Genomic DNA, 17,832 nt, shown 5'->3' on the forward strand with positions numbered 1-17,832 from the left:
ACATAAATCTTGCTATGGAAGTTTCATATCAGTACATAAAAACCAGAAAAGAAGGGCATGTTTTTCATGTGATCCTAGCTCGTCCTGCTAAGCGAAATGCTTTTACACCCGCTACTATTAGCGAACTAGCACATGTTGTCGAACTAATCAATCAAGATGAGGAGATTACGGTGGTATTATTTTCGGCGGAGGGACCTGTCTTTTGTGCTGGTATGGATCTCAAAACATTTCGGGATGAAAATCTAGATGTAAAAAATGAATCAATCCCACATATCGATATTTCATTAGGTGAAGTTTTAGCTAATCTTTATAAACCTTCGATCGCGATGGTAGAAGGAGATGTAATCGCTGGTGGATTTCTATATATATTGGGTTGTACATATGTGTTAGCCAGGCCAGAGGTACGTTTCAAATTACCCGAATTAGATTTAGGTTTGTTTCCTTTTCAAGTAATGGCCAGTTTGCTCAAAGTAGTACCCGAAAAGAAGGTTTTGCAATTGTGTTTAAACACCGATTATTTCTCTACTAAGGAAGCGTTGTCTTTGGGGATTGTGGATGGCTATCTAGAAGATGATAATCTTGATAATCTAATCAATAAATTTGCTCATGCAAAAGCGTCTGTTTTAAAAGCAGGATTTAATTCCGTACGGCAATTGAGCGATATACCATCCAAGAAACATTATAGCTACTTGAAAGAAGTTCTAGATCAGCTAAAATGATATTTATACTTGATCTTTAATGGTTACTTGTATGCATAGCCACCAGACGATCTACTGAAACTTTTATCTATGTATATTGTTAATAAGTTTGTTACTTTGTAATCTATTGTCAACAATATTCCCTTATGAGCATAGAGATTGGGTCTAAACTAAAGAATATCATATTTCCATCCGATTTACGAAAATTAGAAGAGGCTGACTTAAAGGAGCTTTGCGCTGATTTGAGGCAATATATTATTGATATAGTGTCCGAAAATGGTGGACATTTTGCCGCTAGTTTGGGCGTTGTAGAATTAACAGTGGCGCTGCATTATGTGCTCAATACACCTTACGATCAAATCGTATTCGATGTGGGGCATCAAGCCTACGGACATAAAATTCTGACTGGAAGAAGAGAAAATTTTCATACCAATCGTCTTCTAGGTGGATTATCTGGTTTTCCGAAAAGATCTGAAAGTGAATACGATGCTTTTGGCGTCGGCCATTCGTCTACTTCCATCTCAGCTGCTTTAGGAATGGCCGTTGCTTCTGCTTACAAAGGAGAGCATGAGCGACAACATGTGGCTATTATTGGAGATGGTGCACTTACAGGCGGTATGGCTTTTGAAGCCCTTAATCATGCAGGAATCGAGAAGTCAAATATATTAGTCATTTTGAATGACAATTGTATGTCTATCGACCCGAATGTAGGCGCATTAAAAGAATACCTTACCAATATTACCACTTCTAAGAGTTATAATAAATTTAGAGACGATTTGGTTAGTGTTTTGGCTAAAATCTCTAAAAATGGACCAAATGCTTATGGCTGGGTCAAAAAGCTTCAACAAACGATTAAGGGAACTTTATGGGAAAATGCCAATTTATTTGAATCCCTTAATTTCAGATATTTTGGTCCGGTAGACGGGCACGATATTCATCAATTGACCAAAACCATCGAAGATCTTAAACACATTCCTGGTCCAAAGCTCCTGCATGCAATCACCGTGAAAGGCAAGGGCTATGCACTAGCTGAGAAAGACCAAACCAAATGGCACGCTCCAGGTTTGTTCGATAAAATAACGGGAGAAATCAAGAAAACCGTATTTGAAAAACCTCAGGCACCAAAATATCAGGACGTATTTGGACATACATTAGTAGAATTGGCTGAATCCAATAATGCGATCATGGGAATCACACCCGCTATGCCAAGTGGTTCATCGATGAATATTATGATGAAAGCCATGCCTGATCGTGCTTTTGATGTGGGTATTGCCGAGCAGCATGCTGTCACCTTCAGTGCAGGATTGGCGACGCAAGGATTAGTACCGTTTTGTAATATTTATTCTTCTTTCATGCAGCGCGCTTTTGATCAAGTAATACACGACGTAGCGTTGCAAAACCTAAACGTTGTATTCTGTCTTGACAGAGCTGGCTTGGTAGGAGCAGATGGCCCCACACATCATGGTGCTTATGATATTGCATATATGCGCTGTATTCCAAATATGATAGTTGCTTCGCCAATGAATGAAGAAGAACTACGGAATATGATGTTTACCGCACAATTGCCAGATAAAGGACCATTTAGCATTCGCTATCCGCGTGGATCTGGCGTTATGCCAGACTGGAGAAAACCTTTTCAAGAGCTCCCAATAGGTAAAGGGCATAAGATCTGCGATGGCGAAGAAGTCGCTGTACTAAGTTTTGGTCATATTGGTAATGAAGTCATCAAGGCATTCAAACGGGTAAGCGAAGACGCTATACATCCGGCTCACTACGATATGCGTTTCGTCAAGCCAATAGATGAAGAACTATTGCATCAGATATTCTCCAAATTTCAGAAAATTATAACTGTCGAAGATGGTTGTTTGATGGGAGGATTTGGATCTGCTATATTGGAATTCATGGCCGAGCATAATTATCAGGCACAAGTGGTGCGGTTAGGCATCCCTGATGATATAGTAGAACATGGTGATCAAGAAGAACTTTGGCAAATATGCCGATATGATGCTGCTGCTATAGCAGAAGAAATAAATAAACTTATGACCGGCCACAAAACCCAAACTTTGGTCGGATAATTGCTTCTAATTTACTGAAAAAGATTTTCCAGAGGTGCATTCTGCCTCTGGTTATTAACGTATTTTACTAACGCCTAAAGTTTTCCACAAGAGCTCCTTTGACCGTGCTGAAAAGCGTATTTTTTTTCAAATAAATGACCATACAAAAACGATGTTAATAAAAAAATATTGACATGATTTTTTGTAGAACAAAAGCTATTTTTATACATTAAGTTACTGATTTATAATAAGTTATTATTTTTTTATCTTTTTAGTTTTATAGCTCAGAAAAAATCGTCATCTTCGTTGTAAGAGAAAGTTTTTAACAGCTTTTTTGTCAATCATTGGTTTTCAAGTTATTAACAATTTACGAATGGAAAGAACGTGTACAAGCGTATGGAATAGCTGTCTACAAGTCATAAAAGACAACATTCCTGCGCAGAGTTTCAAAACATGGTTTGAGCCTGTGAAGGCCATACGTCTTGAAGAAAACGTTTTGACTATTCAGGTGCCTAGTTTGTTTTTTTACGAATGGTTAGAAGAGCACTATGTAGGTATCCTACGCAAAACAGTCAAGAAGTTCTTAGGAGAACAAGGTCGGTTGGAATACAATATCGTAGTTGAAAAATCATCTACCAGTATTCCCTTTACGACGAATATACCATCTAACGGTAATGGTGCAGAAGGAAAAAATCAGTCGATCCCTGTGCCTGTAGCGCTGAATAAAAATATCAAGAATCCTTTTGTGATTCCAGGATTGAAAAAACTACAAGTAGATCCGCAACTGAATCAGAATTACACCTTCGATAATTTTATAGAAGGAGAATGTAACCGTCTTGCAAGATCAGCAGGCTTTGCAGTAGCAAATAAGCCGGGCGGCACTTCCTTCAATCCATTAATGGTGTATGGCGATGTGGGTCTAGGAAAAACACACCTCGTGCAAGCTATTGGAAACGAGATCAAGAAGAATCTTCCAGATAAGCTCGTAATCTATGTGTCTTGTGAGAAGTTTTGTCAGCAATTTGTGGATTCATTGAAAAACAATACCATCAATGATTTCGTAAATTTCTATCAGGCGATGGACGTGATCGTAATGGATGACGTGCACAACTTTGCCGGGAAAGAAAAAACACAGGATATTTTCTTTCACATCTTTAATCATTTGCACCAGTCTGGCAAGCAGATTATCCTGACGTCAGATAAACCGCCAAAGGATTTGTCTGGCTTAGAAGAGCGTTTATTGAGCCGTTTCAAATGGGGACTTTCTGCGGATATACAAATTCCGGATTTAGAAACCAGAATGGCGATTCTGAAGAAGAAAATGTATTCGGATGGGATTGAATTGCCGGAGAATGTTGTCGAATTTGTGGCTAATCAGATCGATAATAGTGTGCGTGAGCTAGAAGGTGCAATGGTTTCTTTATTGGCACAATCCACCCTCAATAAAAAAGAAATCGATCTAAACCTTGCGAAGTCCATGCTAAAGAACTTCGTGAAGAATACCAGCAAGGAGATCTCGATGGATTATATCCAGAAGTTAGTATGTGAGTACTTCGAAGTACCAGTTGAAATGGTGAAATCCAAAGTAAGAAAACGTGAAATCGTACAAGCGCGTCAGATATCAATGTATCTGGCCAAAAACCATACTAAATCTTCACTAAAATCTATTGGTAACTTCTTTGGTGGGCGAGATCACTCTACTGTGATATATGCATGCCAGACGGTAGAAGATCTTATTGAAACAGACAAAAAATTCAAAACATACGTGCAGGACATACAGAAAAAGCTAAAAGCTTCATAATCCCAAGCTACGAATTTTAGATAGGCGCCAAAGTAACAACTTGGCGCCTTTTTATTTTAAGTTGATAATGCTTATTTTGCGACAAAATTTCAATGCAAACGGTTGCATATCGTTTGCTAATACCTTTTATTATGTTTATGAAAACTCGAAACATACTGCTTATTGCCGGTTTAGGTTTGTGCCTTAATGTTACCTCCAGTATAGCACAAGAAAAATTTCTTTATAAAGATGCTCGCCTTAGTACCAACGAGCGTACGGCCGATCTATTGAGTCATATGACGCTAGAGGAAAAAGTAGGTCAACTATTATGCCCACTCGGATGGGAAATGTATACCAAAGAAGGAAATACAGTAACGTACTCTGATAAATACAAAAATCTGTTGGATAAGCAGCACGTAGGTATGTTTTGGGCAGTTTTTCGTGCAGATCCTTGGACACAGAAAACGCTTGAAAATGGACTAACACCTGCGTTAGCTGCTGAAGCAGCCAACGCCATGCAGCGCTATGCCGTGGAAGAAACTCGTCTGGGAATTCCAATTTTCATCGCAGAAGAAGCACCACATGGTCATATGGCTATTGGCACTACGGTTTTCCCGACAGGAATTGGTATGGCCTCTACGTGGAATCCTGCATTACAAGAGCAAGTTTCGGCGGTTTCGGCCAAAGAAGTTCGTCTTCAAGGCGGGCACATTGGTTACGGCCCAGTTTTAGATCTTTCGCGTGATCCACGTTGGTCGCGTGTAGAAGAAGCCTACGGCGAAGATCCCGTATTGAGTGGTGCAATGGGCGCTGCGGCGGCAAAAGGAGCTGGTGCAGGCGATCTAAAAAATCCATTTTCCGTAATTTCCACAATCAAACATTTCATCGCTTACGGAATACCTGAAGGCGGCCATAATGGCAATAGTGCCATCATCGGGCAGCGAGAATTGCACGAAAGCTTTTTGCCACCGTTTTTCAAAACTGTAGAAGCAGGTGCATTATCGGTGATGACGGCTTACAACTCCATTGATGGTATTCCATGTACGGCAGATGGTTATTTATTGACTGATGTGCTACGCAAAGATTGGGGTTTCGATGGTTTTGTCGTTTCTGATCTAGGAAGTATAGATGGTATATATTCTAGTCACCGCGTAGCATCATCTTTGCAAGAAGCCGGAACAATGGCATTAGATGCCGGAGTGGATGTCGATTTAGGTGCACGTCCTTTTGTAGAGCTGATTGATGCGATTGAGTCCGGAAAAATCGCTATGGCCAAGATTGACAGTGCCGCGGCACGCGTACTTCGTTTGAAGTTTGATATGGGTTTGTTTGAAAACCCCTACCGCGATCCCAAAGCCGCCGGACGCGAAGTACGAAGCAAAGCACACGTAGCTGTATCACGCAAAGCAGCTCAGGAATCTATCGTCTTGCTTGAGAATAAAAGCAATGTATTGCCACTATACGCAAAGAAGATCAAGAAAATTGCGGTTATTGGTCCAAATGCCAATACTCCTTACAATCAGTTGGGCGATTATACAGCACCACAAGAGCGTACTGCAATCCGTACGGTGTTAGATGGTGTGAAAGCGAAAGTTCCTTCAGCAGAGGTAATCTATGCGAAGGGAACAGCCATTCGTGATACGACGCAGTCTGATATTGCGGCAGCAGTGCAGGCAGCACGGCAATCTGATGTCGCAATTGTCGTCGTCGGAGGATCAAGTGCACGCGATTTTGAAACCAAATACATCGAAACTGGAGCGGCTGTAGCCGATGCCAAATCACTGAGCGATATGGAAAGTGGTGAAGGTTTTGATCGATCTACATTGGATTTGTTGGGTGACCAAATAAAATTACTGGAAGCGATCAAAGAAACTGGTAAACCGATGATTGTCGTTTACATCCAAGGCAGACCACTCAATATGAATTGGGCACATGAACATGCTGATGCCTTATTGAATGCTTGGTATCCTGGTCAAGAAGGTGGAAATGCCATTGCCGATGTCATCTTTGGAGATTATAATCCAGCAGGAAGATTGCCGATCTCGGTGCCACGTTCGGTAGGTCAATTGCCAGTTTATTATAATAAAAAAGTGCCTAAAGGGCATGATTATGTAGAAACATTAGCTTCGCCATTGTACACATTTGGATATGGAAAGAGCTTTACTGAGTTTGGTTATAGCGATCTAAAAATAAAGGATCAGGCAGATGGCAGCCTTGAGATTAGTTTTGAAGTTAAAAACACAGGATCGCTTTCTGGTGACGAAGTTGTGCAACTATATGTGCGCGACGAATTTGCTTCTACCGTACAACCTATCAAACAGTTGAAAAAATTTGATCGTATACACTTGGCAGCAGGAAAATCGAAGCAAGTGATTTTTGTGTTACAGCCAGAAGATCTCTCTGTTATCAATCCTAAGATGGAACGCGTCATGGAAGCGGGTAGCTTTCATATAATGGTAGGTGCGTCTTCTAACGATATCCGCTTAGAAGACAAAGTACAGATCAGCACAACCGTGAAGCTGCCATTATATGGCAAAATAAAATAAGTACGATACCATTATATAACAAAAGCCCAGAATTGTTAATTCTGGGCTTTTGTTATATAATGGATTTTAATTAAGAACGCTTACGGCCTTCCCATTTTGCTCCACTGCGTTTACCATCGGTTGATCTTCGTTCAGCTTGCTTCTTAAGTAGTTCGGCATATTTCTGTTTCTGATTATTATCCAGCAAAGCCTCTATCTTACGATCGGTTTGCGCTCTCAGTTCTTTCATATTGTTGCGCTCAGCGTCTCTCTTACCATCCGAAGTATTGTAAAGAGCTTGCGCATTTTTAGATTGGTCTAATAACAGTTTGTGGATAGATTCTTTTTGCGATGAAGTCAAGTTTAGCTCCTTATTAAGATGTTCCAATTTGGCCTTTGCTCGCGCTTCTGGATCCTTGCTAAAACCATTACGTTCCATCTTCGCGCGATTACGCTTCTGACCATCTTTGTTTGTGTCATTGCTAGTTTGTGCTTGTGCTGCGTTTAGTCCTACTAATAACGCTAATGCCATCATTAAATTTTTCATAATATTTCTCCTTTTTTCTTTTAACAAAAGTGGAGAATACAAATTAGATAATATAAAAACCAACAGTTTTTAACTTCCTTTAAGGTTAATTTACACTATATCGCTCCAGTATGTTAATTACATCCTGACGGATGCGTTCCTCGGCATCGAAAACAAAGGTGATGGGTATGTAAAAGCTAGGAATTTCGGCCAATTTATCGAGAGATAAACGCTGCGCATCCTTTTCGGTTGTTATGAGAATCGTATCTCCTCGCATTTTCAAAGCATCGTAAGCAGATCGAATACGTGCGTAATCTGTAGAAGTAAACAGGTGATGATCTGGCAAGGCAATACTTTCAACTACATTAGTTTGCTGCCGCAAATAATGTGATAGCGGCGACGGGTTTGCAATGCCAGTTACCAACAGTACGTGTTGTTTTTGTAAATCAACTACCTCTGGATAGTGTAAATTATTCGGTCGAGAAAGCGCTTTAGGTGCGCCATAAGCAATCGAAGCGAAGTAGATAGGCGCTTCACTATGTTTGCGCAACCGACGTGTGATAGCGCATTTTTGCTGCTCAGTCACACCTTGTGGCACTTTAGTGATTACAATAATATGCGCTCTTTTTGCCTGAGGTAATAAATCTCTGAAATTACCAGTGGGTAGTGGAATAACCGGGCCAAGTAAGGAATTGAACTCAAACAGCAAAATATTGCAACTGGCAGCTACACGCCGATGCTGATAGGCATCGTCCAACAGGATTAAATTGTGATCGTCTATTAAAGTTTCGATGCCTGTACGTCGGTCTTCGCAAACGGCTACCGTGAGGTGCGGAAATTTCCGCTTGAATTGCAACGGTTCGTCGCCCGACTGTGTTGCGTGATCATCTATTTGCACATATCTAAAACCCTTTGTCTTGCGGCCATAACCACGACTCAATGTTGCTATAGAATATTCCTTATCAAACCAACGGATTAAGCATTCTGTCATCGGCGTTTTGCCGCTGCCTCCGACAGCGAGATTACCAATGACAATACTACGTACAGGATAACTTTTGCTTTTCAATACGGCCAGATCGTACAAGACATTACGTAGCCAGATAGCAAAGCCGTATAATAGGGAGATCGGCAGTAAAAGCCAGCGCAACACCCGGATCATGGCTGTTTCGCGATTACTAAACCGACATCGGTAATGCCCTTTAAGTGATGATCTTGCATATGATGCTGCACCGAAAAGTGATAAACGCCCGTATCTGAAAAATGGTGCATTTTTAAAACTGAGTGTTTAATATGATACAAGTTGCCAGCAGATTTTCCAATCCAACGGCCATCTTCCTTTGCCAACGACAATTCTACTGAATAGGTCGTATCTGTATGTGAAGCAAGCTGTTGTTGCACAGTAAAGACCAGATTGGTGTACGGATAAAAGTTACTATGCCGCACATTTACCGCGATCTCGTATGCTTGTGCAGTATCGGTAATGCGCGTGGTGAAAAGCGCTACAGAATCTCTGTTCCAGCTATAATCGTCGATTCTGGTATTTTTCTCGTATGCGATGTGTGGATCGCAGGATGCCAACAGCAATAAATAGCATAAGCTCAAATATATCAGGCTCTGTGCATTTAGCATGTTATTCGGTCTTGCTATCGTTATTATTATTTTTTCTATCGCGGTTTCTGTTATTGTTGTTGCGTCTTTTTGGGCGCGGTTTTGCGGCTCCCTCTGCTTTGTCAGCAGCAGCTATTTTTGGTTTCGGTTGTTCTGCAGAATTCACTTTGTCTGCTTTAGCTTGTGGCTGTCTAGGCGGTCGCGAAGTTCTGTTTTCTGCAGCTTTTTGCGGGGCTTCACCAGTTCCATTCTTGTTAGCTGGCTTTTTCTTACGACGTTTTTTTCTTGTTGCGGTCATCCAACCGTGTCAAACTATCTTGTCCAACGACATTTTCATAGTCATAATTTACCGGTTTAACCTTTGTTTCTTCTGGCTCCACATACAGCAATTCAGCTGGCTTTTGTCCGCCTTTGTTCATTTGCACAAACTCACGAACTTTATCTACGGTCAGAGGAATCCAGTTTTCTGCTTTCGGGTACGAAAACCACATGGTTTTTTTGAAAATATCGGTTTTCTGCAAGTATGCCATGCCGATCTCTGTATCTATGCGATCGATATCGGTCGGAATATCCTTCAGGGCATCCATATAGCTATCCAACTCGTAGTTCAAGCAACACTTCAACTTGCCACATTGTCCGGCCAGTTTCAAGGTGTTTAACGAAAGATTTTGATAGCGCGCAGCTGAGGTCGAAACGGTTTTAAAATCCGTCAACCAAGTTGAACAGCACAATTCTCGTCCGCAAGAACCAATACCTCCTAAGCGGCTCGCTTCTTGTCGCATACCGATTTGTCGCATTTCTATCCGAATGCGGAAAGATTCGGCCATACGCTTGATCAATTCGCGAAAATCGACGCGGCCATCAGCCGTGTAATAAAATGTCGCTTTGGTCTTGTCGCCTTGATAATCGACATCAGAGATTTTCATGGACAAACCTAGATTCAATGCTAAAGTCCGAGCGCGGTGCATGGTTTCCCACTCCAACTCTTTGGCGGCATTAAACTTTTCGATGTCTTTCTCCGTAGCCTTGCGATATACTTTTTTGGCCACGTCTTCTGGTTTGACGCGGTTTTTCTTAAGTTGTAAACGAACCAACTCACCGGTAAGTGATACGTGGCCAATATCATAGCCACCCGTAGAAGGTTCTACGGCCACCATTTCGCCCATTTCAAGATAAAGGTTTTCGCTATTCACAAAAAACTCCTTTCTGGAGCCTTTGAAGCGCACTTCTACTATATCAAACGGTTTATAATTAGAAGGCAGATCCATGTCGGTCAGCCAATCGTAAACATCCAATTTATTGCATCCGCTGGTCATGCACGTGCCGTTGTTATTACAACCTGCTGGTACTGTACCCAGAGATTTGCTTCCGCAACCTCCGCCGGATGCGCAACTTCCACATCCCATATGTCTATATATATATTGAGTCCGCCTGTTGGCGGAACGTTTTGTATTTGAACAATAAAACCAACTGCAAAGATAGGTCTAAAAATAATATTTTAGCATTGGCATTACGCTCGACGGCGTAATGCGTTTTCTCCAGTAGATCTATCCCTGCGCTTAATTGTTCCAGAGTAAATATTTCACTAAATTTAGTAATAAAATCTAATTCTTTGTCTTGCAGGAAGATCAAACTTTCCAACCCTTGCGATTTCAAGACGATTTGTCGCATCATGCCGATGGTATACATCAGGAAGTTTTTCTGATTTTCGCGACCCAATTTTGGAAAATCAATTTCTGCTAGTTGAATCAGCTTCAGGCCTGTATCAGTTACCACATAACGCAACCATTGGATCATCAGATCAAAATAGGCATTGCTATCGCTCTGTAGCAATTCCATCGCAGATTGCAAATTACCGTCTGCCAGGAAAGAAATCTCGCCAGCTTTGAGCGGATCTATACCCTTGTTTTCTATAAGATATTGATTGACATCAGTATGCGTCAGCTTGTTTATTTTCACCAACTGCGTTCGCGAAATGATGGTATTCAAGATGCGATCCTGATTTTCTGCAACCAGTAGAAATAAAGTTTTCTCAGGCGGCTCTTCAATTAGCTTCAACAAAGCATTGCCCTGCGTATCTAGATATTCTGGGAGCCACATAATCAGCACCTTATATTCAGCTTCGAATGCTTTAAAGCTGAGTTTCTTGATGATATCGTGTACCTCCGCAATATTGATATTCGCCTGTTTGTTTTGAGCGTCAAACTGCGCTCGCCAAGTATTCATCCCCAGATAAGGATTTTCTGACAGCGCTTGGCGCCACGCTTCGATATAGTTGACGGCTACTTCGCCAGATGATTTAGCAAAGAATGGATAGGAAAAGTGCAGATCCGGATGAATCAGTTTTTCGTATTTGCGGCAAGAAGCACAGAGGCCACAGCTATCGTTTGGCTGTTTATCTTCACAATTAACAAATTGAGCGTAGGCGATCGCCAGCGATAAGGAGCCCGAGCCCTCTGGCCCGAGAAATAATTGGGCATGACTTACCCGGTTATCTTGCACTGTACGTACGAGATGTTGTTTAACGCTGTCGTGACCTATAATTTTTTCAAAACGCATAGCAGATTCGTACAAAAGTAACGAAAAAAGCTTGGAAGAAAGTTGGAATCTTTTTGTATTATTGCAGTATAAAATAGCCAACGACAAATGAGGTTTATCGTATCCACATCCACTTTATTAAAGCAATTGCAGGCCATTAGCGGAGCATCTAGTAGCAGCACGGTTTTGCCTATTTTGGAGAACTTTTTGTTCGAAATTAAAGACAACGAACTAACGATCTCGGCGACTGATTTGCAGACCAGTATGGTGACTTCGTTGCAAATTGAAGCCAAAGAAGAAGGTCGTGTTGCCATGCCATCCAAGATCCTGATCGAGACGTTGAAAACGCTCCCAGATCAACCGGTTGCTTTCTCCGTGGATACCGCCACGATGGCTATTGAAATCAGCGCGGGAGATGGTAAATACAAATTGAGTGGCGAGAATGCGGATGATTTTCCGAAAATACCTGTAGTAGACAATATCTCTACGGTGAATATCGCGGCTCCGATATTAGCAGAAGCCATCAGCAAAACTATTTTTGCAGTAAGTAGCGATGAGCTAAGACCGGCGATGTCGGGTGTATATGTGCAATTGGCGGAGCAGTCGATTACTTTTGTATCTACAGATGCGCACAAATTGGTGCGCTACCGCCGTACAGATATTGGTGCGGAAAAACCGACATCGTTAATTTTGCCTAAAAAAGCCTTGAATCTGTTGAAGTCTTCATTGCCTTCGGAAGATATCAATGTATCTATCGAATACAATAATACCAACGCATTTTTTCAATTCGGTCATGTATCGTTGATCTGCCGATTGATCGACGAGCGTTACCCAGATTACGAAGCGGTGATTCCTCAGGTAAACCCTAATAAGTTGACCGTAGAACGAGCGAGTTTCTTGAACTCCTTGCGTCGCGTTGTAATCTTCGCTAACAAAACCACGCATCAAGTACGATTGAAAATTTCGGGAAGCGAATTGCATATTTCTGCCGAAGATTTGGACTTCTCCAACGAGGCACACGAGCGTTTGAGCTGCCAGTACGAAGGAGATGATATGGAGATCGGATTCAATGCTCGCTTTTTAGTAGAAATGCTGAACAATCTTGGCTCGGACGAAGTGACATTAGAGATGAGTACACCAAATCGTGCCGGATTATTGTTCCCAGCCCTCAAAGAAGAGAGCGAAGATGTACTGATGTTGGTCATGCCGGTCATGTTAAACAATAATTAGTCAGCACCGCTACGATGACGGATTTTTTATATGGAATCATTGATTTCATCTTACACATAGACGATCATCTGATACAGCTGATAGCTGATTATAAGTATTGGATTTACGCGATCTTGTTTTTGATCATTTTTGTGGAGACAGGATTGGTGGTGATGCCCTTCTTACCAGGAGATTCGCTTTTGTTTGCTGTAGGAATGTTTGCTGCTCAGGGACAACTGAACATTTACTTCTGTTTAATTCTGATGTTTATCGCTGCAATATTGGGCGATGCATGCAACTACCTCATCGGTAAATATGCCGGTGATCGATTTGTACGCCTACGGTTGTTCAACAAACAACTCGTTAAAGACGAATACATCGAGAAAACCAATCAATTTTACGAGAAACATGGCCCTCAGACGATCATTATCGCCCGATTTGTACCTATTGTAAGAACTTTTGCACCATTTGTGGCAGGTATTGGACATATGAATTATGGCCGCTTTTTTACATACAATGTTATCGGCGGTTTTGTATGGGTATTTGGTATCATCTTAGTCGGTTATTTCTTAGGCAACATTCCGGTGGTGGCAGATAACTTCGAAAAAGTTGTTTTAGGGATCATCCTAGTATCTGTATTGCCGATCATTTATGGTTTCTTCAAGGAGCGCATGGCATCTCGCAAGGCTCGAACTGAGGGTATGTAATGATTACTGATAGATATCTTTACTGCTAATACACGATATCTTCTTTTGCTCGAGAGATTATCAATCAATTTTCATATAGGTTTTCGTACCTTTGCGTATGATAAAATCCATGACCGGCTACGGTACAGGTTTGGCAGAAAACCAAACGGTTAAGTATACTGTAGAAATTAAATCCCTTAATTCGAAGTTTTTAGAGCTGAGCTTGCGCTTGCCAAAGCAGATCTCTGATAAAGAATTGACGTTGCGCGCCGAAAGTGGAAAGCTCATCGAACGAGGAAAGGTCAATATCACAGTAACGGCTGAGTATGCAGATCAAGCTGCTACATCATCAACGATCAACGAGACGCTTTTCAAAAAATATTATACACAGCTAAAGCATCTGGCCGATGCGGTCGGTGATGAGCAATCTCCGTTGCTCCAGATAGCATTACAAATGCCCGACGTTGTAGGATCGAACGAGGCCGAGACGGATGAAGAGGAAGCCAAAGTTTTGTTTGAAGCATTTCACCGAGCGATAGAAAAATTCAATCAATTTCGTCTGGATGAGGGAAATGTGCTTCGCGAGGATTTGCAGAAGCGCGTGGAGGACATTATGGCATTCCAACGCGAGGTAGAAGCGGTAGATGGTGATCGCATTCCTTTGATTCGCGAGCGAATTGCGCAGTATATGGATACCGCCGTGGGTAAAGAAAATGTAGATATGAATCGTTTCGAACAGGAATTGATTTATTATATCGATAAACTGGATATCACCGAAGAAAAGGTGCGATTGAACACACATTGCGCATATTTCTTAGACGCATTGAAAGCACCTAATCCGAGTGGCAAAAAACTTGGTTTTATCTCTCAGGAAATGGGTCGTGAGATTAACACCTTAGGTTCTAAGGCCAATAATGCCCATATCCAGCAGATCGTTGTACGGATGAAGGAAGAGCTGGAAAAAATCAAAGAACAGTTATTAAACGTACTATAAGCATAGCATGAGTGGCAAATTGATTATCTTTTCTGCGCCATCCGGAGCAGGAAAAACGACTATAGTAAGGCATCTATTAAATAAATATCCTAATGACTTGGCTTTTTCTATCTCGGCAAGTACGCGTGCTCCACGCGGTGAGGAAGTAGATGGGAAAGATTATTACTTCATCTCCAAAGACGATTTTCTGCATAAGATCGCGGATCAAAACTTTATTGAATTTGAGGAAGTATATTCCGGCACATTTTACGGCACATTGCGCTCTGAAGTAGAGCGTATCTGGGCCGAAGGTAAGCACGTGATATTTGATATCGATGTGATAGGTGGGTTGCGTCTGAAATCCAAATTTCCAGATCAGGCATTAGCTATATTTGTCAATCCACCATCTTTAGAGGTTCTGAAAGAGCGCCTTTCGGGAAGAGGAACAGACAGCGAGGAAAAATTGACAGAGCGCTTTGCTAAAGCGGAGCATGAATTGAGTTTCGCGGATAAGTTTGATGTAATTCTGAATAACTTTGAGCTGGAGGAAGCCTGCCAGCAAGCAGAGAGTTTGGTGATTCCTTTTATCAAGTCGTAACAAGAGATGAGTAAGCATATAGGTTTGTTTTTTGGATCATTTAACCCTATTCATGTAGGTCATTTGATTATAGCAAACCACATGGCGTACTACACCACTTTAGATGAAGTATGGTTTGTGGTATCGCCGCAGAACCCCTTCAAAGAAAAAAAGAGTTTAGCCAATATGTATGATCGGTTGGAGATGGTCAACCTGGCCATCCAACATAGCGATCGGCTGCGCGCATCCGATATCGAATTCGGCCTACCACAACCATCCTACACGATCGATACCTTGACTCACCTGAAGGAGCGTTATCCAGATTACGACTTTTCCTTAATCATGGGTGAAGATAATTTGGCCAGTTTCCAGAAATGGAAGAATGCCGATATTATTTTGCGCGATTACAGTATTTTAGTGTACCCTCGACCAGCATATGATGCCGGTGAATTGCTAAATCACCCATCGGTTACGCGTACCGAAACGCCGCAGATGGAATTATCCTCCACCGCCATCCGCAAAGCTATTTCAGAGGGTAAGAGCATTCAATTTATGATTCCGGACATGGTGGCCGACTTTATCGATAAAAAGGGCTTATACAGCCGCTAATACCGTTATAGGCAAAGTGTAGTTAGTGGTTGTCTCTATCCGAGATGGGATCAATATACTATTTGGGCTTTTTATAGATATAAATATTTCAAATAGATATTATACAAAATTGATAGCTCGTAATCGTTAAGCGTAGCTATAGTAGCATTTTGTGGTATGTAATGTCGTTTGAAACCTGTGATTGCCGCATCCAAATTCTTGATATCATATCCGATTATTCGTAACGCAGCCCGCACGTCTAGATTCTCGGGAGCGGGCTGTAGCACATTATCGTACCAAAAGCCAAACCCAGCTTCTGCGAGCCTTTGCCACGGGAAATTCGCAGGATCTGGCTTGCGCGTAGGTGCAAAATCCATATGTCCAATGAAGTTCGCTTGCGGTATGTTATAGTTTTCCTTCAATCTTGTCAACAACTGTATTAGCGCAGCGATTTGTACATCAGGCCAAGGATCTGTTGTACCATTATTGTCCAACTCAATGCCGATGGAAGAGGAATTAAGATCGGTATCATTACCCCACAAACCAGCGCCAGCGTGATGTGCCCTCAAATAATCGTTAACCATTTGTACTACCTCACCATTTCTTCCGACGATGTAATGAGCACTTACCTGCGTGCGTTCTAGTTGAAAGGTTCGGATGGTTTCGTTGACCGATTTTTGCGCAGTATGATGAATCATTACATAATTCGGTTTACGAATTCCGAAATTAACCGATGCGACCCACTTCTTGTCAATGACTGCCACTTTATCCCATTGGTTCTCTGATGGTTGTGCCGCTATCGTTTTAGCAAATACGGCAGCTTTTTGTTCATATGCTTTTTCGGCAGCTGCATATTTACCGCCTCTACATCCGCTTAGTAGCAGAGCGGCGCTTAGTATCATCAAACCTAAATTCTTCATCACATCGGAGTTTTGATCGAAAGAGCTACTGCAAAAATCTTACCGATCCTCTGGCAAAGCGACGGTTTTTCTTGCTAAATTCGCTACATGGCAAAACAAAAACCCCTTATACTAGTGGTGAATGATGATGGTATCACGGCACCAGGCATAAAAGTGTTAATGGAAGAAATGCAACACCTAGGTGAAGTCGTCGTGGTAGCGCCAGATGGACCACAGTCTGGTATGGGGCATGCCATCACGATTGGAAAACCATTACGATTAGATGCGGTGGATATTTATCCTAAAGCCGAAATGTATAAGTGCTCCGGCACGCCGGTGGACTGTGTGAAACTCGCGGTCAACAAAGTATTTAAAGGCCGTAAGCCCGATCTTTGTGTTTCTGGGATCAATCATGGGCTAAATAATTCGATCAATGTATTGTATTCCGGCACGATGTCGGCAGCGGTAGAAGGCGCTATTGAAGGCATACCATCAATCGGTTTCTCGTTGGACGACTTTTCGTATGACGCCGATTTTGAACACTGCCGCCCATATGTGCGCGGTATTGCCGCTCAAGTATTGAGAAATGGATTGCCGAAGCATTCACTGCTAAACGTCAACTTCCCGAATGTACAAAAGCTTCAAGGAATCAAAATTTGCAGACAGGCAGGTGGCCGTTGGGTAGAAGAGTTCGAGGAAAGAGTAGATCCGCATCAACGCGAATATTTTTGGCTTACGGGCAAGTTTCAATTGGAAGACCGTGGTGAAGATACGGACGTATTTGCATTGAAGAATGGTTATGTCTCCGTCGTTCCTACGCAGTTTGATATGACAGCACATCATGTAATTCCGGAACTGAATTCGTGGAGTTTTGATATTCCAAAATCATAATTATGCAGCGAAAAGATAGTATGCTGCTGGGAATCGTTTTGGGCTTAATATTGCCAATAATGGCATATGTGTTCACCAGCTATACAGACATCATTGCACAGATCATGCCGCGCAAGCCAATAGGTTTGTATGTGTTGGCCTTAACGGGAAATATGATAGCCGTGTGGTATTGCTATCGCAACGACTGCCAGCAGCTTGGTAAGGGCATTGTATTGGTCACGTTCCTTAGCATGCTGTTAGCGGTGATCACGAAAACTGTAATGATTTGATTTTTATAATT

16 protein-coding genes and 1 pseudogene are annotated in these 17,832 nt (G+C 41.9%); 11 read left to right on the forward strand and 6 right to left on the reverse strand.

The window, feature by feature from the left end; genetic code table 11:
- Positions 1-14: 14 nt before the first annotated feature.
- The 4 genes from A0125_RS11735 (at position 15) to A0125_RS11750 (ending at position 7,078) form a co-directional block, all read left to right on the forward strand.
- Positions 15-719: an enoyl-CoA hydratase/isomerase family protein gene (locus tag A0125_RS11735; protein WP_066756304.1), complete on the forward strand. Its 705-nt coding sequence runs from the start codon at positions 15-17 to the stop codon at positions 717-719.
- Positions 720-844: 125 nt separating this feature from the next.
- Complete coding sequence (gene dxs, locus A0125_RS11740) at positions 845-2,773, forward strand: 1-deoxy-D-xylulose-5-phosphate synthase (protein WP_066756306.1); 1,929 nt, start codon at positions 845-847, stop codon at positions 2,771-2,773.
- Between the two features lie 352 nt (positions 2,774-3,125).
- Entirely contained in the window at positions 3,126-4,553 is a 1,428-nt protein-coding gene (dnaA, locus tag A0125_RS11745; protein WP_066756309.1) for a chromosomal replication initiator protein DnaA, read from the forward strand.
- Positions 4,554-4,690: 137 nt separating this feature from the next.
- Positions 4,691-7,078 (forward strand): glycoside hydrolase family 3 N-terminal domain-containing protein, encoded by a 2,388-nt coding sequence (locus A0125_RS11750; RefSeq protein WP_066756564.1) that lies wholly within the window; start codon positions 4,691-4,693, stop codon positions 7,076-7,078.
- Positions 7,079-7,148: 70 nt separating this feature from the next.
- On the opposite strand, the gene A0125_RS11755 is transcribed toward A0125_RS11750, so the two are convergent.
- From A0125_RS11755 to A0125_RS11775, 5 genes and pseudogenes are all read right to left on the reverse strand, one after another.
- Entirely contained in the window at positions 7,149-7,604 is a 456-nt protein-coding gene (locus A0125_RS11755) for a hypothetical protein (protein ID WP_066756312.1), read from the reverse strand.
- 85 nt (positions 7,605-7,689) lie between these two features.
- Positions 7,690-8,742, reverse strand: coding sequence for a tetraacyldisaccharide 4'-kinase (lpxK, locus tag A0125_RS11760; protein ID WP_156472528.1), 1,053 nt, complete (start codon positions 8,740-8,742; stop codon positions 7,690-7,692).
- Positions 8,739-9,212, reverse strand: a complete 474-nt coding sequence (locus A0125_RS11765) for a gliding motility lipoprotein GldH (RefSeq protein ID WP_066756316.1) — start codon at positions 9,210-9,212, stop codon at positions 8,739-8,741. The genes lpxK and A0125_RS11765 overlap by 4 nt, the downstream gene beginning before the upstream one ends.
- 1 nt (position 9,213) lies before the next feature.
- Positions 9,214-10,507: pseudogene (locus tag A0125_RS11770) on the reverse strand (PSP1 domain-containing protein).
- Positions 10,508-10,601: 94 nt separating this feature from the next.
- Positions 10,602-11,750 carry a DNA polymerase III subunit gene (locus A0125_RS11775; protein ID WP_066756319.1) on the reverse strand — a complete coding sequence of 383 codons (1,149 nt, stop codon included), beginning with the start codon at positions 11,748-11,750 and terminating at the stop codon, positions 10,602-10,604.
- Between the two features lie 87 nt (positions 11,751-11,837).
- Between A0125_RS11775 and dnaN the strand changes: the two genes are divergently transcribed.
- The 5 genes from dnaN to nadD all read left to right on the forward strand — a co-directional run bounded on the left by dnaN (position 11,838) and on the right by nadD (position 15,783).
- Complete coding sequence (gene dnaN / locus A0125_RS11780; RefSeq protein WP_066756322.1) at positions 11,838-12,959, forward strand: DNA polymerase III subunit beta; 1,122 nt, start codon at positions 11,838-11,840, stop codon at positions 12,957-12,959.
- 14 nt (positions 12,960-12,973) lie between these two features.
- Positions 12,974-13,645, forward strand: coding sequence for a DedA family protein (locus A0125_RS11785; RefSeq protein WP_066756325.1), 672 nt, complete (start codon positions 12,974-12,976; stop codon positions 13,643-13,645).
- A 97-nt stretch (positions 13,646-13,742) separates the two neighbouring features.
- Entirely contained in the window at positions 13,743-14,618 is an 876-nt protein-coding gene (locus A0125_RS11790; protein WP_082785020.1) for a YicC/YloC family endoribonuclease, read from the forward strand.
- Between the two features lie 7 nt (positions 14,619-14,625).
- Positions 14,626-15,195, forward strand: coding sequence for a guanylate kinase (gmk, locus tag A0125_RS11795; protein ID WP_066756331.1), 570 nt, complete (start codon positions 14,626-14,628; stop codon positions 15,193-15,195).
- A 6-nt stretch (positions 15,196-15,201) separates the two neighbouring features.
- The gene (nadD, locus tag A0125_RS11800; protein ID WP_066756334.1) at positions 15,202-15,783 is read left to right on the forward strand and encodes a nicotinate (nicotinamide) nucleotide adenylyltransferase; all 582 of its coding nucleotides are present in this window, start codon (positions 15,202-15,204) and stop codon (positions 15,781-15,783) included.
- Positions 15,784-15,854: 71 nt separating this feature from the next.
- Here the strand turns inward: nadD and A0125_RS11805 are convergent, their stop codons facing one another.
- Positions 15,855-16,682, reverse strand: a complete 828-nt coding sequence (locus A0125_RS11805) for an N-acetylmuramoyl-L-alanine amidase (RefSeq protein ID WP_066756337.1) — start codon at positions 16,680-16,682, stop codon at positions 15,855-15,857.
- Positions 16,683-16,769: 87 nt separating this feature from the next.
- On the opposite strand from A0125_RS11805, the gene surE reads away from it, so the two are divergent.
- Together surE and A0125_RS11815 are read left to right on the forward strand one after the other, a co-directional pair.
- On the forward strand, positions 16,770-17,552 hold the full coding sequence (gene surE / locus A0125_RS11810) for a 5'/3'-nucleotidase SurE (RefSeq protein WP_066756340.1): 783 nt from the start codon (positions 16,770-16,772) through the stop codon (positions 17,550-17,552).
- 2 nt (positions 17,553-17,554) lie between these two features.
- Positions 17,555-17,821 carry a hypothetical protein gene (locus A0125_RS11815; protein WP_066756344.1) on the forward strand — a complete coding sequence of 89 codons (267 nt, stop codon included), beginning with the start codon at positions 17,555-17,557 and terminating at the stop codon, positions 17,819-17,821.
- Positions 17,822-17,832 lie beyond the last annotated feature (11 nt).

It is taken from the genome of Sphingobacterium populi (assembly GCF_001586775.1).
Classification (GTDB): Bacteria; Bacteroidota; Bacteroidia; order Sphingobacteriales; family Sphingobacteriaceae; genus Sphingobacterium; species Sphingobacterium populi.